The organism is Methylophilus sp. 13, assembly GCF_015354335.1.
Lineage (GTDB): Bacteria > Pseudomonadota > Gammaproteobacteria > Burkholderiales > Methylophilaceae > Methylophilus > Methylophilus glucosoxydans.
Genome location: NZ_JADKYR010000006.1, coordinates 39665 through 62869, shown reverse-complemented (window position 1 = coordinate 62869; position 23205 = coordinate 39665). Strand labels below are relative to the sequence as shown.

21 protein-coding genes are annotated in these 23205 nt (G+C 51.6%); 13 read left to right on the top strand and 8 right to left on the bottom strand.

Features of this window, described 5'->3' with window-relative positions:
* Positions 1 to 15 precede the first annotated feature (15 nt).
* Both INP77_RS13405 and mutY read left to right on the top strand, forming a co-directional pair.
* Positions 16 to 2706, top strand: a complete 2691-nt coding sequence (locus INP77_RS13405) for an AsmA family protein (RefSeq protein WP_194749580.1) — start codon at positions 16 to 18, stop codon at positions 2704 to 2706.
* Between the two features lie 23 nt (positions 2707 to 2729).
* The gene (gene mutY, locus INP77_RS13400) at positions 2730 to 3773 is read left to right on the top strand and encodes an A/G-specific adenine glycosylase (RefSeq protein ID WP_194749579.1); all 1044 of its coding nucleotides are present in this window, start codon (positions 2730 to 2732) and stop codon (positions 3771 to 3773) included.
* 17 nt (positions 3774 to 3790) lie between these two features.
* On the opposite strand, the gene INP77_RS13395 is transcribed toward mutY, so the two are convergent.
* Positions 3791 to 4273: a hypothetical protein gene (locus INP77_RS13395; protein ID WP_194749578.1), complete on the bottom strand. Its 483-nt coding sequence runs from the start codon at positions 4271 to 4273 to the stop codon at positions 3791 to 3793.
* A 376-nt stretch (positions 4274 to 4649) separates the two neighbouring features.
* Between INP77_RS13395 and INP77_RS13390 the strand changes: the two genes are divergently transcribed.
* On the top strand, positions 4650 to 5912 hold the full coding sequence (locus tag INP77_RS13390) for a porin (protein ID WP_194749618.1): 1263 nt from the start codon (positions 4650 to 4652) through the stop codon (positions 5910 to 5912).
* Between the two features lie 103 nt (positions 5913 to 6015).
* Positions 6016 to 6690 (top strand): DUF6445 family protein, encoded by a 675-nt coding sequence (locus tag INP77_RS13385; RefSeq protein ID WP_194749577.1) that lies wholly within the window; start codon positions 6016 to 6018, stop codon positions 6688 to 6690.
* Between the two features lie 4 nt (positions 6691 to 6694).
* On the opposite strand, the gene ntrC is transcribed toward INP77_RS13385, so the two are convergent.
* The 4 genes from ntrC to glnA form a co-directional block, all read right to left on the bottom strand.
* Positions 6695 to 8086, bottom strand: a complete 1392-nt coding sequence (gene ntrC, locus INP77_RS13380; RefSeq protein ID WP_194749576.1) for a nitrogen regulation protein NR(I) — start codon at positions 8084 to 8086, stop codon at positions 6695 to 6697.
* Between the two features lie 16 nt (positions 8087 to 8102).
* A complete protein-coding gene (gene glnL, locus INP77_RS13375; protein ID WP_194749575.1) occupies positions 8103 to 9206 on the bottom strand; it encodes a nitrogen regulation protein NR(II) in 1104 nt (367 codons plus the stop codon).
* A gap of 109 nt (positions 9207 to 9315) precedes the next feature.
* A complete protein-coding gene (locus tag INP77_RS13370; protein ID WP_194749574.1) occupies positions 9316 to 9807 on the bottom strand; it encodes a DUF4124 domain-containing protein in 492 nt (163 codons plus the stop codon).
* Positions 9808 to 9933: 126 nt separating this feature from the next.
* Entirely contained in the window at positions 9934 to 11343 is a 1410-nt protein-coding gene (gene glnA, locus INP77_RS13365) for a type I glutamate--ammonia ligase (protein WP_194749573.1), read from the bottom strand.
* A gap of 366 nt (positions 11344 to 11709) precedes the next feature.
* On the opposite strand from glnA, the gene INP77_RS13360 reads away from it, so the two are divergent.
* From INP77_RS13360 to mtgA, 3 genes are read left to right on the top strand one after another with little or no spacing between them, the layout of a single operon-like run.
* Positions 11710 to 12159, top strand: coding sequence for a rhodanese-like domain-containing protein (locus tag INP77_RS13360; RefSeq protein WP_194749572.1), 450 nt, complete (start codon positions 11710 to 11712; stop codon positions 12157 to 12159).
* An 11-nt stretch (positions 12160 to 12170) separates the two neighbouring features.
* Positions 12171 to 12989 carry a shikimate dehydrogenase gene (gene aroE, locus INP77_RS13355; protein ID WP_194749571.1) on the top strand — a complete coding sequence of 273 codons (819 nt, stop codon included), beginning with the start codon at positions 12171 to 12173 and terminating at the stop codon, positions 12987 to 12989.
* A 13-nt stretch (positions 12990 to 13002) separates the two neighbouring features.
* Positions 13003 to 13689 carry a monofunctional biosynthetic peptidoglycan transglycosylase gene (mtgA, locus tag INP77_RS13350; RefSeq protein WP_194749570.1) on the top strand — a complete coding sequence of 229 codons (687 nt, stop codon included), beginning with the start codon at positions 13003 to 13005 and terminating at the stop codon, positions 13687 to 13689.
* A gap of 244 nt (positions 13690 to 13933) precedes the next feature.
* Here the strand turns inward: mtgA and INP77_RS13345 are convergent, their stop codons facing one another.
* Positions 13934 to 14212, bottom strand: a complete 279-nt coding sequence (locus tag INP77_RS13345; RefSeq protein ID WP_194749569.1) for an Lrp/AsnC family transcriptional regulator — start codon at positions 14210 to 14212, stop codon at positions 13934 to 13936.
* Positions 14213 to 14263: 51 nt separating this feature from the next.
* Complete coding sequence (locus tag INP77_RS13340) at positions 14264 to 15778, bottom strand: NAD(P)/FAD-dependent oxidoreductase (RefSeq protein WP_194749568.1); 1515 nt, start codon at positions 15776 to 15778, stop codon at positions 14264 to 14266.
* Positions 15779 to 15839: 61 nt separating this feature from the next.
* Here INP77_RS13340 and INP77_RS13335 point away from each other — a divergent pair, with 61 nt between their 5' ends.
* The 6 genes from INP77_RS13335 to andAb are packed head-to-tail and all read left to right on the top strand — an operon-like array spanning position 15840 to position 21944.
* On the top strand, positions 15840 to 17279 hold the full coding sequence (locus INP77_RS13335) for a dienelactone hydrolase family protein (protein WP_228518944.1): 1440 nt from the start codon (positions 15840 to 15842) through the stop codon (positions 17277 to 17279).
* Positions 17280 to 17287: 8 nt separating this feature from the next.
* On the top strand, positions 17288 to 18073 hold the full coding sequence (locus tag INP77_RS13330) for an SDR family oxidoreductase (RefSeq protein ID WP_194749567.1): 786 nt from the start codon (positions 17288 to 17290) through the stop codon (positions 18071 to 18073).
* A 55-nt stretch (positions 18074 to 18128) separates the two neighbouring features.
* Positions 18129 to 19097: a transporter gene (locus INP77_RS13325; RefSeq protein WP_228518943.1), complete on the top strand. Its 969-nt coding sequence runs from the start codon at positions 18129 to 18131 to the stop codon at positions 19095 to 19097.
* 15 nt (positions 19098 to 19112) lie between these two features.
* Complete coding sequence (andAc, locus tag INP77_RS13320) at positions 19113 to 20396, top strand: anthranilate 1,2-dioxygenase large subunit AndAc (RefSeq protein WP_194749566.1); 1284 nt, start codon at positions 19113 to 19115, stop codon at positions 20394 to 20396.
* Positions 20397 to 20406: 10 nt separating this feature from the next.
* A complete protein-coding gene (andAd, locus tag INP77_RS13315; protein WP_194749565.1) occupies positions 20407 to 20880 on the top strand; it encodes an anthranilate 1,2-dioxygenase small subunit AndAd in 474 nt (157 codons plus the stop codon).
* Positions 20877 to 21944 (top strand): anthranilate 1,2-dioxygenase ferredoxin subunit AndAb, encoded by a 1068-nt coding sequence (gene andAb / locus INP77_RS13310; protein ID WP_194749564.1) that lies wholly within the window; start codon positions 20877 to 20879, stop codon positions 21942 to 21944. Before andAd ends, andAb begins: the two co-directional genes overlap by 4 nt.
* A 183-nt stretch (positions 21945 to 22127) precedes the next feature.
* Here the strand turns inward: andAb and INP77_RS13305 are convergent, their stop codons facing one another.
* Positions 22128 to 23204 carry an AraC family transcriptional regulator gene (locus INP77_RS13305; protein ID WP_194749563.1) on the bottom strand — a complete coding sequence of 359 codons (1077 nt, stop codon included), beginning with the start codon at positions 23202 to 23204 and terminating at the stop codon, positions 22128 to 22130.
* Between the last annotated feature and the right edge of the window lies 1 nt (position 23205).

The following is a 23205-nucleotide window of genomic DNA, read 5'->3' as shown; positions in this document are numbered from 1 at the left end:
TTTTAAGGTGTATGCATGAACCGTGCGCTGTTTAAAAAGATAGCTTATGTGCTTGCCGCCATCCTGGCGGTGTTGCTGTTGCTGGTGGTTTATCTGGCTGCGACGTTTAATCCCAACGATTACAAGTCGACTATCATTCAACTGGTCAAAGACAAGAAACAGCGTACGCTAGACATCAAAGGTGACATCAAGCTGAGTTTCTGGCCAAAAATCGGCGCCGATTTAGGTGCAATCAGCTTGTCCGAGCATCAGTCAGAACAACAGTTTGCCGCGATTAAAAGCGCAAAAGTGGCATTGGCCGTGCTGCCCTTGCTCAAAAAAGAAATTGTGGTGGATACGGTTTATCTCGACGGCGCGCAAGTGAACGTCATCCAGCATGCCGATGGCAGTTTCAACTTTGATGATCTGCTGAGTAAAGAGGAAGAAGAGTCCCAGCAGATCAACTTTGATGTGCAAGGCATTAAAATCACCAATACTGAGGCCAGTTTTACGAACGAGAAAAGCGGTGCCAAGTATTCAGTTGACCAGCTAAACCTCACCACCGGCCAGGTGGCACTGAAAAAGCCGTTTGATATTGCGACCGATTTTCATCTGACGGCAAACCAGCCCGTCGTGGATGCCAAGGCGTTGATTAAAGCCAATGTCATGGCCGATCCGGAAGCCAAGCACTTTGCGATCAAGGGTCTGGATGCGCAGCTCAAAGGCGCCTTGCTAGATGGCCAGGCGGTGACGGTTACGGCGCAAGGGGGCATTGATGTGGATGCCGCTAACACTGCCCTGGATGTTTCTGATCTCAAGTTGGCGATGCAAGGTACTTTTAAAGGTGCCGAGCGCGCAGTCAGCCTGCAGGCGCCTGCGCTTGCCGTCAATCCGCAACTCATCAGCAGTGACAAGGTTACCTTGTCACTCAAGCAAAAAGATGGCAACGGCGATCTCGATCTGGCCGTGGTCTTGGCCGAATTAAAAGGCAACCAGCAAACCGTCGAAAGCAAAGGGTTGACCGCGGATGTTAGTCTGAATGCCGGTGCACGCAAGGTTGAAGGGCATTTTGCTTCGCCTGTGACCGCCAATCTGGCCGACTTGATGTTTGAAGTGCCTGCGCTGGCAGGCAAATTTGATATTAAAGACCCCGCCTTGCCGAATGGAGACATGCAAGGGCAGTTCAAGTTGGCCCTCAACGCCAACGTAAAGCAAGAGCAAGTTAACTCCACCTTTGATTTGAGCCTGGCGGAAACCAAGCTCAATGGCGATGTGCGCGTGGCAGGGTTTGCGACGCCGCATATCGGTTTTAAAGTGCACGCCGACACCTTGAACCTGAATGCGTTGCTGGGCAAGGCCAAGCCTAAAAAAGAAACCGTTGCCAGCCCCAATGCCAATCGCGCACAAGCAGACAAGCCTGCCGATTTGAGCGCTTTAAAAATCTTATTCCTTGATGGCAGTATCAATATTGGCAAGATTTTATACAGCCCCTATACCCTGACTGGCTTGAACGTGGGCATTAAAGCCGATGGCCAGAAACTGGCCTTACAGGGCCTGGATGTCAAATTGGACGACAGCCGTATCCAGGGCAATGTTGGCATTAGCCAGTTTAGCAAGCCGCTATATACCTTTGATATCAACATCGACAAGCTGGATTTGAACCGTTATCTGCCTGCTGCAGAAGCCAAGGCGAGCGAAGCGACGGCCAAGCCTGCCGAGAAAACCGCGCAAGCGGAGCAGCCGCTGGATTTGTCTGCCTTGAAGGCGCTCAATGCGCAGGGCAACATCCGCATTGGCTGGTTGAAATATGGCAAAACCGAAGCCAAAAACCTCAATATTGGACTGAAAGCGCAGGAGGGCTTGGCTAGCCTGAATCCACTCAATGCCGATGTCTATCAAGGCACGGTGCGCGGTGCCGTCAAGCTGGATGCACGTGCCACGCCTGCAGTCACCATACAGCAAAGCCTGCAAAACATCGCTGTCGGTCCGTTGTTAGTCGATACCATCAACAATGACATGCTATCTGGTAACGGCAATTTGAATGTGAACGTGACCGCGCAAGGAAATACGGTGACTGCACTAAAAAAGTCACTGGGCGGCTCGGTTGAATTACGCATGGCCGATGGCGCCGTTAAAGGGTTTGATCTGGCCGGGACTATCCGCGAGGCGAAAAGCAAGCTCAACTTGCTCAAGGGTCAATCCAGCGCAGACGCAGATAAAAGTAAAAAAACTGACTTTAGTGAGCTGACCGCCAGTTTTAATATCAAGAATGGCGTGGCTCACAATGATGATCTGGCCATGAAGGCACCGGTTTTTCGGTTGACTAAAGGCGAAAGCAAAGGCGATATTGATATAGGCAAAGAACAGATCAACTATCTCGCCAAGCCTACTTTGGTGAATTCGCTCAAGGGGCAGGGCGGTAAAGAGGCTGAGCAATTAGGCAGTCTTGGCATTCCGGTGAAGGTCACCGGTAGTTTTAGTGCGCCAAAATTCGGTGTTGATATGGCGGCTTTAGGTCAGGCACTGGCCAAATCGGTGGCTATGGACGCCTTGACTGAGAAAATCGGCGGAGACAAGGCCGAAGCTCTTAAAGGGTTGCTGAATGGAAAAACGCCGGGGAATAGCGGTAGCGAGGCTGCCAATCCTGAAGGTGGTAATAGCACTGAGCCTGCCAAGCCCGTGGACCAGCTCAAACAAAAAGCACTCAAAAAGCTGCTGAATTTTTAGGGCCAGCAGACAAGCTTTTAAGTGTGAGTGATTTTGCAGAAAAACTGATCGCCTGGCAGCAGGCGCATGGCCGCCATGATTTGCCATGGCAGCAGACGCGTGACCCTTACGCTATTTGGGTCTCAGAAATCATGTTGCAGCAAACGCAGGTGTCGGCGGTCATTGCTTATTATGATCGGTTCATGCAGCGCTTTCCTACCATTGCCAGCCTAGCCGAAGCCGAACAAGATGAAGTCATGCGCTATTGGAGCGGGCTTGGCTACTATTCACGCGCGCGCAACCTGCATCATGCCGCCCAAACCATTATGCGTGAGCATTGTGGTATTTTTCCAACAGATTTCGAGACCATCCAAACTTTAAAAGGCATCGGGCGCTCTACCGCCGCAGCGATCAGCGTGTTTGCATTTAACCAGCGGCAAACGATTCTTGATGGTAATGTGAAACGTGTATTGGCAAGGCTGTATGCTATTGAGGGTTGGCCAGGGTTACCAGAAGTAGAGAAGAAATTGTGGCAAATCGCCGAAAGTGTGTTGCCTAGCCAAGGCTTGCCCGCCTATGTGCAAGGGTTGATGGACTTTGGTGCGACCTTGTGTACGCGTAGCAAACCAAATTGTCATCGTTGCCCGATGCAGGCGAGTTGTCTGGCGTATCAGCAACAAATGGTCTATGTGCTGCCTGCCCCCAAGCCTCGTAAAGCCTTGCCAGAAAAACAGACCACGGTATTGATGATTTTAGATGCCGGGGAGATTTTGCTGGAGCGACGGCCGAACCATGGTATATGGGGCGGTTTGTGGAGTTTGCCTGAGTTGTCCCCCAGTGCGCTTGCCGTCCCCCATGTAAAAACTACCTTCGACATGGATGTGGAGCCACTGGAAACATTGCCCGTGCTCTGGCATACCTTTACACATTTCAAGCTTGAAATAACACCACAGCCACTGCTATTACAGGGGAAACGCCCGCCACCAGCGCCCAATCAGCAATGGCTCGCCTTGGCGGATGCTGTTGCCGCAGCCTTGCCAACGCCAATACGCACGCTGATCAAAGGGCTTCAACAATTACGCTTTTAAATGCGTAGGCCTGCAGCTTAGAGATTGGCTAGACGGAAAACATGGCTGGCCAATTCCCGCTGATTGTTTTTGAGATGTTGTAACAAGGCGTGCCCTCTGTCAGGCTTAACCAACGCTTTTTGGTAAATCAGCGGCAATTCAAAAATAGCGATTTCACGCTCTACGATGTTCAATGTTTGATGCTTGGAGCTTTCAAGCACATCAAGCAGTTTTTCATACACGTCATCTTGCACACGCGTATAAGGAAACAAAATCCAGAAGTCTGTCCCTTCCCGGCCTACCAGGTCAGATCTTCTAAAAGAGTTTTGCAGATCATGGGTTAATGATGAGAGTTGACGCAAGGCCTCAGGCGCGCCGTAGGCCTCACCCAAGCTATTGTCATCGCCATAAGCAATTTTAACCAGGGCAATATTGAAATCCTCAGAATGCCTGATCAGCACTTGGCATATCCAGTCCAAGGTCTCTACAAAGCGACTACATAACTGAATGTCCGAAATCATTCTCTTCCCCTGCGGATGCGCTTCACTTAAATAAAGGCGCACGTGTAAATTTAAATAAGCTGCAAATTGTTCCTATGCTAGCAGAAAGATATATTGATGTTGATGGGAAATCACCTAAAAAACGGTAGCAATTCAAAAAAACACCCTAGTCCGGCAGGTGTTAGATTGTTGCAAATCTGCAACAACGTTAACTAGGACTAAGCAATTTGACGTATTCACTTGCGCCACCTAGGCCGCTTTTGCAAAAATTGCTCTGACCTTGCAGGAAATGCTTTAAGTGATTCCGCAGGAGTTATTAGAAAGAGCATTCAATGGCTCTTTACTGGAAAGCAATATCCTTACACAAGTTGTGAAAACAACATTTTTGGAGATTCGTATGAATACAAAATTGAACGTTGCAGTTGCAGCAGCTCTGTTCGCTGCCGCTACTGGCGCACAAGCTGGCATCACTATCCCAGCTGGTGACTGGACTCTGGACATCGGTGGCGTTGTTAACGCTTACTACACACACACTAGCTTCAGCGGTGATGATTCTGCTGCTGGTGAATATCAGAATGGCGATAGCGTAGCAAACATTACTACAGGTTTGCTGCCAAACTATCTGAGCGTTTCTGGTAAAACACGTCAGAACGATCTGGATGTTGGTTTCACAATCAGCATTAACCCAGGTGCTTCTACAACAGCTGCTGGTAAACAATCTTCCCAACAAGAAAACCGTCAAGCATTCTTGACATTCGGTGATGCTTCATGGGGTTCTATCAAGCTGGGTAAAGATCTGGGCATCTACGCTTCAGACGCTATCTTGAATGACCAAACACTGCTGGGCGTTGGCTCTGCTGCTGGTTCTTTGGCTGGCAATACAACTACTTTGGGTCGTATTGGTCGTGGTTACATGTATGCTGACTGGAAAGCACAAGTTGCTTACACATCACCAAACTGGAACGGTTTCCAATTTACTGCAGGTTTGACACAAGGCTGGAATGCTTTGGCAGGTACAGGTACCAACAGCGTTGGTTCAACTGACCGTGCTGGTTCACAAACTGCGTACGAAGGTAAAGCTTCTTACGAGTGGACAGGTGACGTAGCTGGTAAAGTTTGGGTTTCTGCAATCAGCCAAAAAGTTGACGGCTTAGGCACTGCTGCAGTTGCTGCAACTGTATCTAACGTTAACGGTGTTGTTACTGCTGTTCCAGCTGTTGCTGCACAAAACTTTGGTAACGAGCGCGCTTACGCATGGGACTTGGGTACAAGCCTGAAAATTGCTGATTTCGGCTTAGTTGGTTACTACGGTCAAGGTAAGGGTATCGGTCAGACAGTTCAATTCTTGAACGGTTTCGATCGTAACGGTAAACGTCGTGATTCCGATCAGTGGTATGTTCAAGGTTCTTACACTATTCCAGGTGTAGGTACTAAATTGGCTGCCTCTTACGGTGAGTCCACATTGGATGGCAACGGTGTTGATTCATTCAGCGACATCAAAGCTAATATGTGGGTAGTTGGTGCTTACCACCCATTGACAAAACACCTGAACTTGGTAGCAGAGTACTCTCAAGCTAAAGATGAAGTTAACAACCGCACAGCGGCTGACACTGACTTGAAAGCAAAAACCGTTTCTTTGGGTGCTATCCTGTTCTTCTAATTTAATTGCAGTTTAACTGCTTAAATTAGAGTCAGAAAAAACGGCAACTTCGGTTGCCGTTTTTTTATCTATAAACTTTGCTGATTAGACTTGTTGGTGAATTATGAATTTGTACCCTGTAACAATCGTTGAAAATTTCTACGAAGATCCGGATGCAGTGCGCACTTTTGCACTTAATCAGAAATATCAATTTCGACATCAGTTAAAGGATGTGCCATATGTATTTCCTGGCGCAAGAACCAAAGACTTATCTGTGATCAATAAGCCATTATTTGAGAAGGTAAGCACTAAGATTATCTCGTTATTCCATAACTCGGAATATGAGCATATGCGTTGGGCCATTTCGACCAACTTTCAGAGTGTCAGTGAAGAATACGGCCGTGGTGTAATTCACACGGATGGGAATGCTGTTTTTGCAGCGGTGTTATATTTAAGTCCTGATGCGCCTTTGGATTCCGGGACTTCTTTATTTAGGCCTAATAAAAGCTTTGATCAGGCTTTATACGAAAAAGCACTTAAGGTGAATGATAAGCGCTTTGCAGATGGTACTGTAAAGATGGATACCGCTTATCACAGCATGTTTGATGAGATTGTGAGAATCAATAACGTTTATAACACCTTGATACTCTATGAAGGCAGACATTTTCATGCCGCAAATAACTTTTTTGGGAAGACATTAAAAGACTCACGACTGGCGCAAGTCTTTTTTGTCAGTAGTATTGATGCACAACGGCACAGCTCGTTCCCGCTTTGGCGCAGTCAGCAAGTACACATTTAATTTGCTAATCATCAATCCCCAACTCCTGTATCTTGCGAGTAAGTGTATTTCTCCCCATGCCCAACTGATTGGCGGCTTCAATCCGGCGGCCATCGGTGTGGGCGAGGGCACGGGTGATCAGGATGCGCTCAAACTCTTTGGTTTTGGCATCCAGGATATTGGTTTCTCCGCGATTAAGCGCGTCGGTGACTTCTTGGGCTAGCGCTTCTTGCCAGGAGCCTCCGCTACTATGTTTGCCAGTATCTTCTTTAAGCTCTGGGGGTAAGTCATTAACATCCACGTTTTGACCTGGCGCCATGACGGTGAGCCAGTGGCAGACGTTCTCAAGCTGGCGAACGTTACCGCTCCAGTTAACTGACATGAGATATTTAATGGCTGCTTGTGATAACTGTTTAGGTTCAACCCCTAATTGCTGTGCGCTGTGGGCGAGAAAATGTTTGGTCAGCAAGGGTATGTCTTCCCTGCGCTCACGCAAGGGCGGCAAGCGCAGACGAATGACGTTCAGGCGGTGAAACAAGTCTTCACGGAACAGACCTTGTTTGACGCGCTCTTCGAGGTCCTGGTGAGTGGCGGCAATCACGCGTACATTGACTTTGATTGGTTGATGTCCGCCCACGCGATAAAACTGGCCGTCGGACAAGACGCGCAACAATCTGGTTTGCAAGTCAGCAGGCATGTCGCCGATTTCATCCAGAAACAAAGTGCCGTTATCTGCTTGTTCAAAGCGGCCCCGTCTGGCGGCGGCGGCCCCTGTAAACGCTCCGCGTTCATGACCAAACAATTCGGATTCTAATAAGTCTTTGGGAATGGCTGCGGTATTAATGGCGATAAATGGCTTGTCAGCCCGTGGACTGTGTCTATGTAGGGCGCTCGCGACCAGTTCTTTACCGCTGCCGGATTCGCCGTTAATGAGCACGGTGGAGTGCGAGCGGCTCAGGCGGCCAATGGCACGGAAAACCTCTTGCATGGCGGGGGCCTGGCCGATAATTTCTGGCGAGGGGCCGGTGTCTTCTACAGCCTCGACAGATTGACGCATGCTTTCTTCAACGGCACGTTTGATAATTTCGATGGCTTGGTCTACATCAAACGGTTTGGCCAGATACTCAAACGCGCCACCCTGAAAGGCGGCGACAGCACTTTCGAGGTCTGAGTAGGCGGTCATGATAATGACGGGAATCTCGGGAAAGCGCTGCTTTACCTCGGATAAAAAGTCCAGGCCCGAGCCATTCGGCATGCGGATGTCACTGACAATGACTTGGGGTTGTTCACGATTTAAAGCGTTGAGGGCTTCTGCCGGGGATGAAAATGTTTTGAAATCAAAGTCCGTGCGGGCGAGTGCTTTTTCAAACACCCAGCGGATGGATTTGTCGTCGTCTAGGATCCAGATTGGCTTCATAGCTGTTTCTCGTGAATTATTGTACTGATGATTTTAATTGCGTACTTTCAATAGGTAGCAATATATGGAAGATGGTTTTACCCGGCTGTGAATCACAGTCGATCATGCCATGGTGTTGGGTGATAAAGGTTTGCGCCAGCGCAAGGCCCAAGCCTGTGCCGCCTTCGCGACCAGATACCAGCGGGTAGAAAATGCGTTCTTTGATGCCGGCAGGGATGCCTGGGCCGTTATCAATAATCTCTAAATGAATCCCGACACGGTAACGTTTTCTGGCTAGCGTAATTTGGCGCTCAGCACGCGTGCGGAAAGTAATGCTCGCGCCTTCGGTCTGATGCTGTTGCATCGCTTGTGCCGCATTACGCGCAATATTGAGCACGGCTTGGATCAGTTTCTCGCGATCGCCAATGAGCTCCGGCAAGCTGGTATCGTAGTCGCGGATCACGCGGATATGGTTAGGCGATTCTGCCAGTAACAGGCTGCGTACGCGCTCCAGCACTTCATGAATATTGGTGGGCTCATATTTTGGCACGCGGTGAGGTGCCAGCAGTCTGTCCATGAGGCTATGTAGTCTGTCAGCCTCTTTGATAATCACCTGGGTATATTCTTTTAGGCTGGGTTGCGGCAACTCAAACTCAAGCAATTGTGCCGCACCACGCAAGCCGCCTAGCGGGTTGCGGATTTCATGTGCCAGATTTCGCAGCAGTTCAGAATTGGCTTGCTGCTGTATCAGCATGCGCTCTTCACGCGCAATACGCAATTGCTGATCCATTTGCACAAACTCCAGAATCAGCATGTCTTCCGGCGTTTGGTTGAACGCGGCTGAAATAGGGGTGGCTGTGCAGGTCACGGCCGTTGTATGGCCGCGTTGGGTGGTCAGTGCAAACTCATGCTCACGATATGGGCTCTGTGTTTCAATGGCGTTGGTCACGGCCATTTGCAAAATTTCGCAATTCACAAACACGTCATGGATATGCGCCCCTTGAATCTGGTTGGCACTAAATGCAAACAGAATCTCGGCGCTGGAGTTGGCGTAAGTAACTTCTAGTTGGTTATTAAGCAAAATGACTGCCGTGGCAATATGCTCTAAACCACTAAAGCCGTTGGGAGATTTCTGTACCATGTCCTGAGCTTGTTAAAAAGAGTGAATCACGCCCTGTTTTAAAGCAAAACCCAAGCCAATTCTTGTGCACAACGCAAAAATGATTGAGAAAACTCCCAAAATGGTGCATTTAAAGATTGAGCTCTTTATTTAACAGCTCGATATTACGCTCATGCGCCTGAATTTCGGCCTCAATGACGCGCAGCTTTTCCTCATATTTGGCGACGTTTCTAAACGTTTTTCCATTCGCGCCTCTGTAGACTTCTGGCGTGTTCTGGGCTTCTTCATATAACAGGCGAGCATTCTCAAGTGCTTGTTTTTCTTGAGAAAGCTCGTTCATTAATAGCTCTCGCCGCTTTTGGTCGCGTTGATTTTGTGTCTGATTATCGACTTTGGGAAAATCGGCCGGAGAGGGTGTTTTGACATTGGCTTTTTTCTCTCTGGCAGGGGGTGGAGGCTCTGCGGTTCTGGGCCCACTAATAATGAGCTCTGCCTTGCTTTTGCCTTCGGGTTTGATATTGGTATAGGTGGTGACGCCGTTACTGTCGGTATATTTGTAAATATCTGCCCAGCTTTGGTTGCACATGAGCGCGAAGGTGCAAATGTAAAAAAGTCTTTTCATGGCAATAGTTTAGAGTAGATCGTTGAGGGTATCAACGTCTGCTCGCCTAAAAACGTTGACGGAACAGCGCGCACATAAAAAAACAGGGCAGCCTGGGCTGCCCTGTTTTAGTGCGTGCTCTTGTGATTAGCAAGAGTAGTACAGACCAAATTCCACTGGGTGTGGTGTTTGGCGCAGTTTAGTGACTTCTTCCATTTTCAATGCAATGTATGCATCAATCCAGTCGTCTGAGAAAACGCCGCCGCGTGTTAAGAACTCGCGGTCTTTATCCAGATACTCCAATGCTTGTTCCAGAGATGAACATACCGTTGGGATCAATGCATCTTCTTCTGGTGGCAGATGGTACAAGTCTTTAGTCGCTGGTTCACCTGGGTGAATCTTGTTCTGAACGCCATCCAGACCAGCCATTAACAGGGCTGAGAAAGCCAAGTATGGGTTAGCAATCGGGTCTGGGAAGCGCGCTTCAACACGACGGGCTTTATCAGAATGCACGAACGGAATACGAATCGCAGCAGAACGGTTTTTAGCGGAGTAAGCCAGTTTGACTGGTGCTTCGTAATGCGGTACCAAGCGCTTGTAGGAGTTAGTACCTGGGTTGGTAATCGCATTCAGTGCGCGCGCATGCTTGATGATGCCGCCGATGTAGTACAGAGCGAAATCGCTCAGGCCAGCATAACCATTGCCTGCAAACAGGTTTTTACCATCTTTCCAAACGGATTGGTGAACGTGCATACCAGAGCCGTTATCGCCAAACATTGGTTTTGGCATAAATGTGGCTGTTTTACCATAAGCATGGGCTGTGTTAGTCACTACGTATTTCAGGATTTGTGTCCAGTCAGCACGTTGTACCAAGGTCGCAAACTTAGTACCGATTTCACATTGACCGGCTGTTGCCACTTCGTGGTGGTGCACTTCAACAGGCACACCCAGTTCTTCCAAAGTCATGACCATGGCAGAGCGGATGTCGTGCAATGAATCGACAGGAGGCACTGGGAAGTAGCCGCCTTTAACGCCTGGACGGTGGCCAGTGTTGCCGCCCTCGAATTTTTCACCTGAGGACCAAGCGGCCTCTTCGGAGTTGATTTTCACAAAGCTACCACCCATGGTGGCATCCCATTGTACGCTGTCAAAAATGAAGAACTCTGGCTCTGGACCAAAATAAGCAGTGTCACCCAGGCCGCTGGATTTCAGGTAGGCTTCAGCGCGTTTTGCCAGGGAGCGTGGGTCACGGTCATAGCCTTTACCATCAGTAGGGTCTACTACGTCGCAGGTCAGAACCAAGGTTGGTTCGTCAAAAAATGGATCGATGAATGCGGTGCTTGCATCAGGCATCAATTGCATGTCAGAGGCTTGAATGCCTTTCCAGCCAGCAATGGAAGAACCATCAAAGGCGTGACCTTCGGTAAATTTATCTTCGTCGAAGGCAGACACTGGCACGGTCACGTGCTGCTCTTTACCTCTGGTGTCGGTAAAACGGAAATCAACAAATTTGATGTCGTTTTCCGCAACCAGTTTCATTACGTTTGCAACGGACATTACATTCTCCTCAGTGATCAAGATCTAAAATGATTCAACTTGCGCACGCAAAAAAGGGACATGTTGCGGATGTCCCGGAACGTGAGCAAATATAAAAACACAAACTAGCAAAACAAATAGATATGTGGAATTTTTGGTTTACGAATTCCATTGAATCTTAGGATGTAATAGTAGCAGGAAGCATGCCACCCAAAAACAGGCATTTTGCATGGATATGAGATATCTGACATAAAAAAGCAAAATCAATGCGCACCAAAAATGTGCTCAACAACAAATTGAGCACAAAAATGGTGCTTCATGCGCTTGCGTGACTTTCACAGGTATACTCGCGGTTTGACTAGCTTATTAAAAGAACGAAGGTGTCCTTTGGAAAGTGTTGAGAAAATCTTGCAACAAGCCGCTCAGCGTGCTCAGCAAAATGGTTTGCCGTATGCCGGCGCGATGACGCCCCAGGAGGCGTATGCGCTGATTAGCCAATATCAAAATGCGGTGTTGGTGGATGTGCGCTCACGTGCCGAGTTGGAGTTGGTTGGGCGCGTGCCGATGGCAGCCCATCTGGAATGGGCGTTTTATCCAGGCATGATTGCCAATCCTGAGTTTGCCGATCAGCTACAGGCGCTGGTTGATCCTGCGCGCACCGTTGTATTTATGTGCCGCACGGGTGGCCGCAGCCATAATGCTGCCTTGCTGGCGCAAAAACTCGGATATCCCAACGCTTACAATATGCTCGAAGGCTTTGAAGGCGAAGCGAATGAGGCCAAGCAAAGAACCCTGATCAATGGCTGGAAACATGCAGGCTTGCCCTGGTCCAACTAGGTGATCTTGCTATGTCGGTTGAAAAATACGCAGTCATTGGACACCCGATTGCGCACAGCAAATCGCCGTTGATTCACCAGGCATTTGCGCAGCAATTTGGCAAGACGATTGTTTACGAAAAGGTGTTGGCACCTCTGGATGGCTTTGCGTCCACGGTGCAGCAATTGCAGCAACAAGGGTATGTGGGTGCAAATGTCACGGTACCATTCAAATTTGAAGCCTATGACTTAAGCCAGACTTTATCTGAACGCGCGCAGGCGGCTGGGGCAGTGAACACCCTCAGTTTTGGCCAAACGCAGATTCAGGGCGACAATACTGATGGCTGTGGGCTGGTCAATGACATTCTCAAACATCACCAGACGGCTCTGGCCGCAAAAAAAATCTTGTTGCTGGGCGCAGGCGGCGCTGCGCAAGGTGTGATGCTGCCGTTGATTGCACAAGGCCCGGCGCAATTGACCATTGCTAACCGCACACAGGACAAGGCGCAAGCCATGCTGGATAAGTTTGCGGACGCGGGGGGGCAATGTGGCGTCTTGCTGGCCGTGACCACGTTTGCAGCACTCACCGAGACCTATGATGTGGTCATTAATGCCACTTCTGCGGGATTGTCTGAGACACCGTTACAGCTTCCATCGGATGTCTTTGGCACGCATACCCTGGCTTACGACATGATGTACGGCCGGGAGACGCCGTTTATGCAGCAGGCGCGTACCGCAGGTGCACAGGTGGCAGATGGCTTGGGTATGCTCATCGAGCAGGCGGCAGAAGCGTTTTTTATCTGGCATGGATTGCGTCCTGACACGGCCCCAGTGATTCAGACATTCCGCTAATCTTCTTTCAGTCATGAAACAAAGCATCAAGCTGTTTTTTGCCCTGTTTTTACTCTGGGCCTTGTTATATCAGGTTTGGATACTCGGCCATATTTTGTGGTGGGTAGATCACAATCCGGACGCCACTGCCTTCATGCAGGCGCGGCTGGAACTGATGCAAGAAAGCCATCCCGAAGCCACCATACAGCAGCAGTGGGTGCCTTACGCCAAGATTAGCAACCATTTAAAACGCGCAGTGATTGCGGCGGAGGATAGCAAATTCGTTGACCATGAAGGCTTTGACTGGGTCGGGATCGAAACCGCTTTTGAGAAAAACCTCAAGAAGGGCAAAATCGTCGCTGGCGGCTCCACCATTAGCCAGCAACTGGCCAAGAATTTGTTTTTATCCGGGCATCGCACGCCCTGGCGCAAAGCACAAGAAGCGGTGATTACCTTTATGCTGGAAAAGCTCATGACCAAGCGCCGGATTCTGGAAATCTACCTGAACGTGATTGAGTGGGGCGAGGGCGTGTTCGGTGCACAAGCGGCGGCCAAGCATTACTTTCACGCTTCGGCCGCCAGTCTGGCACCCGCCCAAGCGGCGCGCTTGGCGGCCATGATTCCTAACCCGCGTTTTTATGATCTGCACCGCAGTACCCGCTATTTAAATCGCCACACCGCTACCATTCAGGCGCGCATGCGATTGGTCAAAATACCCTGATTTTACGGGCCTGATTTAGGCATGAACGTGAAACACGCCTGCATACAATGTTTGCTATCAATGGATTTGATACATCATTTCCATCGGCGGTGTATGCAGATGCACCGTCAGGCAGGTTGCATGTTGACCTTAGCCTTTGACAGCGAGATGTTTTACAAGGGTGTGAGGTAACGGCCAGGTAACTGGCCGTATTTTTTTGAACGCATCCACGCTTACCTCACCAAACTTCAGTAGGTGGCCGGTATTAACTGGACCCGATATCAAACATGGCGTCCAGATCCTGTTTGCGGTACGTGCGCAGTGATAGCATGGTTTCGGTTCTCACAATGCCGTTGATGGCAGCCAGTTGGTGGTTCACCAGTGCCGAGAGTGCCTCGGGCCCGGTGACTTGTATGACGGCCACCAGGTCATATTGACCACTCACTGAATAGACTTCTGTCACTTGCGCTAATGATGCCAGGGTTTCCGCCACCGTGGCCATTTGTTGGCGCTCAGCGTTCACCAGCATAATACACGTCATCATAAGACACTCCTTTTCAAGACCTCCGCCTGTGCGCGGCGGAGGCTACGCCCTTCAAACGGTTTTGGTCTGTACCGGCATCTTCTGTGCAGCATGAGGCTGATGGCGTTGCAGCAGGGCCTTGTGCAAATACTGAAAATCCGCCGGATCAATCGGTAAAAACCACTGCTTGAAGCGGGTCGCGACGCCCAGCGGCAGGCGCATGTCCGATAACAACTCGTCAATATGATGCAGTGAGAACGGAATGATATTGGTGCCTTTAGAGTGTTTGCCTTCTGTACGCGCTTCCATCCATGCCAGACGTTCCTTGATTGTGCTGCGTTGTGCTTCTGCGGTCGGCAACTTCATCTTTCCACCAATCCAGTCGGCCAGCCAGTAAGCGCCTACTTCGGCATTGAGCTGGCTAAAGAATGAAGAGTTATAACCATTAAACGCCAGACCTGGCATGCCAACCGGTGCCATCGACCGGTACAGCACAAAATTACCTTCTGCATCGGTCACATGTTTCATCACGTCATCGTTCAAAAAAGGCACACGCTGATGCCAGCCTGTCCCGCAAATCACAATGTCGGCTGGCAAACGGCGGCCATCGGTTAAATGTGCATAACGCACGCCATGCTCAATGCTAAATCCTGTGATGCTGTTTTGTTTGGCAACGTCAATATGACCCGCTTCCACGCTTTCAAAGAAACCTTCGGTGACCAGGCTGACGGTACTGCGCGCAATCGATTCTAGTGGTTGGTCAGGCTTGAGGCCCAGTTTTTCGAGGCGGCATTGGCGGTTGATGACCCACTGCACCTGATTCAGCATGCTGTTACGGATCGGTTTGCCGATGCCGTGCAAAAAGCGCTCTATGCCTTTAAGGCGGATATATTTAAACAAGCCTTCGCCCATGCGCGTCAAAAACAGGTATTTGTAATTGAGCACATTCATGAGTCGTTTGGGCACTTTCCAGATCAAATGTCTGGCCACCACCGTAGTACTCGCCGCTTGCTGGCAAACCGCTTGTGCCACATCGGTAGAAGATTTTCCGTAGCCGACAATCAGCACATGTTTGCCTTTGGCATCTGCAAGCTCCTTGAACTCGCTGGTGTGGCAAATACGGCCACCTGCGGCGGTAAATACGGCTGCACCCGGATAGTCCGGGATCATGGGCTGCGAAAAAATTCCGTTACAGACAATTAAAAAATCAAAATGTCGCGTTTCCTCTGCTTTGCCTTCGGTCTTGACGGTGAGTTGCCAGCCTTGACCAATCGGTGTGGCCAATTTCACTTCGGTATTCAAGCTGATCAGGTGTGCAAAATTGAACTGCTTGGTATAGGCATCCAGATAGTGCTGCACCTGCTCGCCACTCGGCCACTCAGGGTAATGCTTGGGATAGGGGAAATCTGAAAAGGCATAAGTGGACTTCACATTTTGTGTGGTCAGGTTAGGGTAGCGTCTGGAGGCACTCCACACCCCGCCGACATCAGCCTCCTTCTCAAACACCGTGACCTGGTGACCAAATGCAGTCAGCACTTTTGCTGTACTCAAACCGGCAAACCCGGCACCCACAATCGCAATATTCATACGGTTTCCTTTGCGCTGAAAAAATCATACAGGGCCTATCCCTGTATCGTCGGGTGCAGTATTGAGCGAGCAAAGTTTGCCGACTATCCAGAAACTGCCTGCACTATCCGCGTTCGGCAACAACCTGCATGCGCACTGCATTTGGCTGCGCAATGCGGATAGTGGCTGCACGGAGCGGATAGCCCCGCCGTCTGCGCTGCGAGAAAGTAGCAACCACAACGAAGGTGATCACTTGCCTTCCCACCCTTCAACCGAGCAAGCGAGACGAAAAATGGGACAAATGATAGAAATCAGCGCGCAATTCCCGGCCTTTAAAGGCTATCTGGCCCTGCCAGCCACCGGCAGCGGGCCGGGCCTGGTGTTGTGCCAGGAAATTTTTGGCGTGAATGCCAATATGCAGGCCATTGCCGACCTGTATGCCGAAGAGGGTTATATGGTGCTGGTGCCAGATTTGTACTGGCGCCTGCAGCCTGGCATTACCCTGACCGATGCAGCCGAGGATATGCCGGCCGCGTTGGGCTATTACCAGCAGTTTGATGAAGCGACCGGCATGCAGGATGTCCAATTGGCCATCAGCTGTCTGCGTGGCATGGCAGGGGCCAATGGCAAGGTGGGTGTGCTGGGCTATTGCCTGGGAGGCAAGCTGGCTTATCTGGCGGCCAGTCAGACCGATGCCGATGTGGCGGTGGGCTACTACGGGGTAGGCATAGAGCAGGCCTTGCCACAGATGGCTGCGCTACGTTGCCCGTTAACCCTGCATATCGCCGAGCAGGATGCTTTCTGCCCACCTGCGGCCCAAGCCGAGATTCTGTCTGCAGCCAGCACACAGCCGCTGGCGAAGACCTATGTGTATGCCGGCGTAGATCATGCGTTTGCCCGCCTGGGTGGTGCGCATTACCACGCCCCCTCGGCACAAATGGCATATAGCCGCACCCTGGGCGCCTTGCGTAAAGCCATGGGGCCGGATTATGACCTAAGTGCGATTGCAGATCATCACTTTGCGCTCGAATTTGCCACCCGCGATGCCGATGCCACCATGACCACCATGGTCGCCCAGCCGTATGTGAATCATGTGCCCACCATGACGGGCGGGGTCGGCTACACCATGCTGCGTCGCTTTTATCAGCATCACTTTATTCACAATAACCCGGCAGACATGCAAATGACGCCAATTTCACGCGTGGTCGGTGCAGACCGCATGGTGGATGAGTTTGTGCTCAGTTTTACGCACGACTGCGAGATTGACTGGTTGCTGCCGAATGTACCGCCGACCGGGCGTCGGATTGAAATCCCCATGCTGGTGGTGGTGACTTTCCGTGGTGACAAGCTGTTTAACGAACATATTTACTGGGATCAGGCCAGCGTGCTGGTGCAAGCGGGACTACTTGATCCCGCCCTGATTCCAGCCATCTGCGGGGTCGAGCAAGCACGCAAACTGCTGGACCCCAACCTTCCTTCCAACACGCTGATGGCCAACTGGTCACTCAGCGCCAATGCATGAGGTGTGCCATGAAAGGGATCGCAAACAAAGTCGTCATCGTCACCGGCAGTGCCACGCTGATCGGTGCGGCCGTGGTCGAAGCCTTCCACGCCGCGGGCGCAAAAGTGGTGGCGGTGGATATTGATGCACGTGGGGCGGCGGTGGCGGCTGGCATCAGCCCGGACATTGTGTTTTTACAAACAGACATTACCGATGATGCCGCCTTGCAACAGCTGGTGGCGACCACGCAACACACCTTTGGCGGTGTAGATTTTCTGGTCAACCTGGCCTGTAGCTATGTGGACAACGGCTTTGCTGCCAGCCGCGAGGATTGGTTGCTCAGTTACAACGTCAACCTGGTGAGCAGTGTCATGCTGGCCAAGGCTTGCTATGCGGCCATGTGTCAGCGTGGCGGTGGTGCCATCGTGCATTTTTCCAGCATCTCAGCCAGCGCTGCGCAAACCGGCCGCTGGCTATATCCGGCCAGCAAAGCTGCAACCGAACAACTGACGCGCAGTATGGCGATTGATCTGGCCAGTGACCATATCCGGGTCAATGCAGTGGCCCCCGGCTGGATCTGGTCACGCGTCATGGACGAGCTGACGGGCGGCAACCGCGCCAAAACCGATGCCGTAGCAGCGCCTTTCCATGCCCTGAAACGCGTAGGTGACCCGCAGGAAGTCGCCGATGTGGTGCTGTTTTTATGTTCTGACCATGCTTCGTTTGTCACGGGCGCCGTGTATGCCGTCGATGGCGGCTACAGCGCGATGGGTCCCGAGCAGGCAGAGCCCGCCATTCCCAAGCTGGCGGATTGATATTTATACCCAGATTTTTTAAACGATTGAATCTCACTCTGAAAGGAACCCCTCGATGAACCTCCTCTCCTCTGGCAGTAAACCCCTTGCCACACTGGGGCTGGCACTGGCCACCACCAGCTTACCCATGCTTGCCCACGCCTACGATTTGCCCCCAATCAACCTTGGGTTCACCAGCTTTCTGGATGGTGCCCCGCCCGCAGGCAATGGCTGGTATTTCAGCCAATACGTGCAGCAATACCATGCCGACAAGTTCAAGGATAACGCGGGCAATAGTCTAGGCTTGCCTAACCCCAAAGTGGATGTCACCGTCAGTCTGTCGCAAGTACTGTATATCTCGGATATCGAAGTCGCCGGGGCTAATCTGGGCATGGATGTGATTGTGCCCGTGGTCAGTCCGCATACCAGTTATGGCGCCGCCTCCAATGCGTTCCCCAAAGCGGGTGACAGTGGCGTAGGCGATTTACTGGTCGGCCCCTTCCTGCAGTGGCCTATTGTCATGGGCGAAAAAGGGCCCAAATTCATGCAGCGCGTTGAATTACAGTTTATTTTGCCCACGGGCGAATACAGTGCTAACCGCGAAATCAACCCGGGCAGCAATGCCTGGTCGTTCAACCCTTACTGGTCAGGCACTTATTTTTTCACGCCAGAATGGACCGCCTCTGTGCGTGCCCACTATTTGTGGAACGGCAAAAATGATGATCCCAACCGAGGGTTTCAGGCACTGGGCGCCAGCAGCACGCGTGCAGGGCAGGCGTTTCATACCAACTTTGCCATGGAGTATGCCTTTACGCCGCAATTGCGCTTGGGCGTTAACGGTTACTACCTCAAGCAAACGACCGATACTCAAATGAACGGTCATGACGTGTCTGGGCGTCGCGAGCAGGTATTGGCACTGGGCGTGGGGGGCATGTACAGCTTTTCCAAGCAGGATCATCTGATGTTTAACTTCTACGATGAAATGGCGGTGAAAAACCGTACCGAAGGTGAACGTTACAACCTGCGTTTTGTGCATCACTTTTAAGGATTCGAGGTCAATATGAACGCTATTCAAGCACAAGCCGTCCAGTTCCATGCTGGCAAGTCCCAGTCTGGTGAGCCCTTGCTCAAGTTTCCCACCGATGACGGTTCACGTATTCCCTACGCCGTGTTCAGCTCGCAAGCAGTGTATGAGCTGGAGCAAGAACGCATCTTTCGCGGGCCGACCTGGAGTTTTCTCGGGCTGGAAGCCGAAATCCCCAACCCCGGCGACTTTAAAAGCACGTTTGTTGGGGATACGCCGGTGGTGATGACCCGCACCAAAGAAGGCGGACTGGCCGCCTGGGTGAACCGCTGTGCGCACCGCGGCGCACAAGTCTGCCGTCAGGCGCGCGGCAATGCCAGTGAGCATACCTGTGTGTATCACCAGTGGAGTTTTGACTGTGAGGGCAATTTGCAGGGTGTGCCGTTTCGCCGTGGGCAAAAAGGCATGTCTGGCATGCCCAAAGACTTTAACCCGAAAGAGCACGGTCTCAAGCAGCTGCGGGTAGACAGCTATAAAGGCCTGGTGTTTGCCACCTTTAGCGACACGGTGGTGCCTTTGCCTGACTATATTGGTCCTGAAATGCTGCCGTGGATAGACCGTATTTTCCACAAGCCGATCGAGTATCTGGGCTGCACCCGCCAATACTCCAAATCTAACTGGAAACTGTATCTGGAAAACGTCAAAGATCCTTATCACGCCAGTTTGCTGCACCTGTTTCATACCACCTTCAATATTTTCCGTGTCGGCATGAAGGCGCGTTCGATCCCGGATGCCACCCATGGCTTGCATAGCATCATCACCGCAACCAAAAACGAGGTGCAAACCGCCGAGGCGTATAAAGCGCAGGCCATCCGTTCGTTTGATGAAGGCTTTCAGCTCAAGGATGACAGCCTGCTCGGACAGATACAGGAGTATGAAGAGCTGACCACCAACCATATCCAGCCGATTTTCCCGCAATTGGTCGTACAGCAAATCCACAATACGCTGGTGGCGCGGCAGTTGCTGGCCAAAGGCCCCAACAATTTCGAGCTGATTTTCCACTTTTTTGGCTATGTGGATGACACGCCGGAATTGCGCGCCATGCGGCTCAAACAGGCCAATCTGGTTGGCCCGGCAGGGTATATCTCGATGGAAGACACCGAGGCGACCGAGCTGGTGCAACGTGGCACCGTGCGTGATGGCGATGCCTGCTCGGTGATTGAAATGAGCAAAGACCAGCCAGACCAGCAAGACACGCTGATCACCGAAAGCCTGATCAGACGCTTCTGGGTCGGCTATCAGCAGCTCATGGGTTTTTAAGGAGGACAGCATGCAAGAATTACAAACCTGGTTTGAAGTGCAACAGTTACAGCAGGCCTATATTGCGGCGCTGGATAACGATCAGCTGGAGCGCTGGCCACAGTTTTTTACCGAAGACTGCCACTACAGCATTGTGCCCAAAGAAAATTTTGATGCGGGCTTGCCCATAGGCATGATTTATTTTGATAACCGCAATATGCTCGAAGACCGCGTCACCTCATTGCGCCATGCCAATATTTTTGAGAGCCATACTTACCGCCACATGACCTCTGGCCTGGTGTTGCAAGCCAGCAGTGCCGATGAGGTACAGGCAGAATCCAGCTATGTGGTGGTGCAAACGCTGCAAAATGGCGAATCGCATGTCTACCAGACGGGTCGCTACATCGACCAGATTGTGCGCACCGACCAGGGCTGGCGCTTCAAGCGGCGGCAGGTGGTGTATGACACCTCACGTGTACAAACCTTGCTGGCGACGCCGATATGAGTACCGTTCATTTACACCGCTGGACAGACATTGGCGCCGTCGAAGACTTTAGCGATGATGAACCAGTTGCCGTGGAGGCAGGTGGCATGCAGCTTGCCATTTTCCGGCTTGAGGATCAGTTATTCGCTTTGCATGATTTGTGTACCCATGGTGTGGCGCGGCTATCTGAAGGCTATGTGGAAGGTGGCTGTGTCGAGTGTCCTTTGCATCAGGGCTTGTTTGATATCCGTACCGGGGCCGCCAAATGCGCGCCAGTAACCGAGGCGGTGCGCAGCTTCCCACTTAGGATACATGAGGGCAGGGTGCAGGTGGCTGTAGAGGCGGATGCCGCGCCAGCCACTGCCAAACCTACGGCGGTGGAGGTGGTGTTGACCAGCCTGGACAAGGTGGCGCCGGATGTGGCGCTGGTGCGGATGCAACTGCCAGCTGCGCACCGTTTTGCTTACCAGCCCGGTCAATATATCGATATCCTGCTCGGCGACCAGCGCCGCAGTTATTCTTTGGCCCAAGTCACGGCCAATGCGCTGGAGTTGCATATCCGTCATCTGCCTGGTGGCTTGTTTACCGATCAGCTGTTTCATCAACTCGCACCGGGCACGCCGCTGTCGATTGATGGTCCGCATGGGCAATTCACGCTGCAGGCAACACAGAAGCCAAAAATCATGGTCGCGACCGGCACCGGCTTTGCCCCGGTCAAGGCCATGCTGGAGGCGCTGATTGCTGCAGGCAACGGGGTCCCCGTCACCTTGTATTGGGGCGGCCGCACCTTGCCGGACTTGTACCAGCATAGCCAATGCCTGGATCTGGCCACCCGCTACCCCTGGTTTCATTACGTGCCGGTATTATCGGCAGCCACCGCGACGTCCTGGCAGGGGCGGCAAGGCTATGTCACGGATGCGGTATTGCAAGACTGGCCAGACTTACAGCCATTTGAGGTCTATGCCTGCGGCTCGCCAGCGATGGTGGCCACTGCCAACCAGCGCTTTGTCGCACAAGGCCTGGCACCTACGGCATTTTTTGCCGATGCCTTCTATTCGCAGGCCGACCGTCGACAGGCCGCATAACCACGTGTGTCGCGCTGGTTAACCAGCCATTACGCTGGCAAAAAGCGCGACACACGGTGCCATCCGCAAGGCTTCAACACATTATGCTGTGATGCGCCATCGTATGACTTAAGCCATCCGTTGAGCCATCGTTGGACTTAGGGCTAGCCATAAGGTCTGATGATGGCTACTGCTCACTGAGCATCAATGCCCCTGCCCAAACCGGCGGCTGGCAGAAGGCGATTCGCCAAAGCGTTTTTTATAATCAATCGCAAACCTGCCCATGTGGTTAAAGCCCCATTGCATGGCGATTTCAGTCACTGACAGGTGTGCCGTTTTTTCCGATAACAGCATCTCGCGCACGCGGTCCAGCCGCACTTGCCGCAGGTAATCCATCGGGCTCAAGCCACGATAACGCTGAAAGCCCGCGAACAAGGTGCGGGCGCTGACCCCGGCAATCGCCGCCAGGGATTCTATGGTCATGCTGTCGGCAGTATGGGCATGAATATAGTCTTCAACCCGCTTGATGTAGAACGGCGCAATATTGGTAATTGGGGCTTTCATACACAGATTGTGGGGTTGGCCATACAGCAGGGCATTAAACAGGGTGGATTCGAACTGCTCAAATACGATGGGTTCATTTAACTGCGGATACGGGCTCTGCATGTTGTCGGCCAGCATGCTCACCAGCCTTAAAAAATATTGTCCGGCTGGCGTTTGCAGTTGCAAGTCAGGATGAAACTCCAGCGGTTTTTCCAGCTGCGGCATGCCCAGATGCTGCGCACAGTGCTTGTCAAGGCGGGCGCGTTCAATGCGCAAAATGATGTCTGCACTGCCGGCTTCCCATTCAATTTCGAGCGGCAAGGTCGGTGACACCAGCGAGGCATTCTCGGGGGTAGACACAAAGCGGTGATTGCCACAGCGGATGGTGGAACTGCCATTCATCGGGATATGCACTAGAAAAAAATCATTGAGGCGGTCAGGGTCTATCACCACTTCATGCTGGTACTGCAAGCGGTTTAACGACAAGGCGCCCTGACGCACATGATGCATGCTGGCAATGCCATGCTCACGGCGGTCGCGGATTTTCAGGCGGTGAGGCTTGAAAATATCGCCTACGGTCTGTTGTACTTCGTCCATGTCCGACGAACAAAACAGCCGATTATCGTCATTAAATAATGTCGTTTCCAGCTGAGCAATCAGGGACGACACACGGTGGTCCGTCCGGCTGGATTGATCCAGTCTGCTTTGCTCCAATATAGTGCTGCCTAACACAGTCATG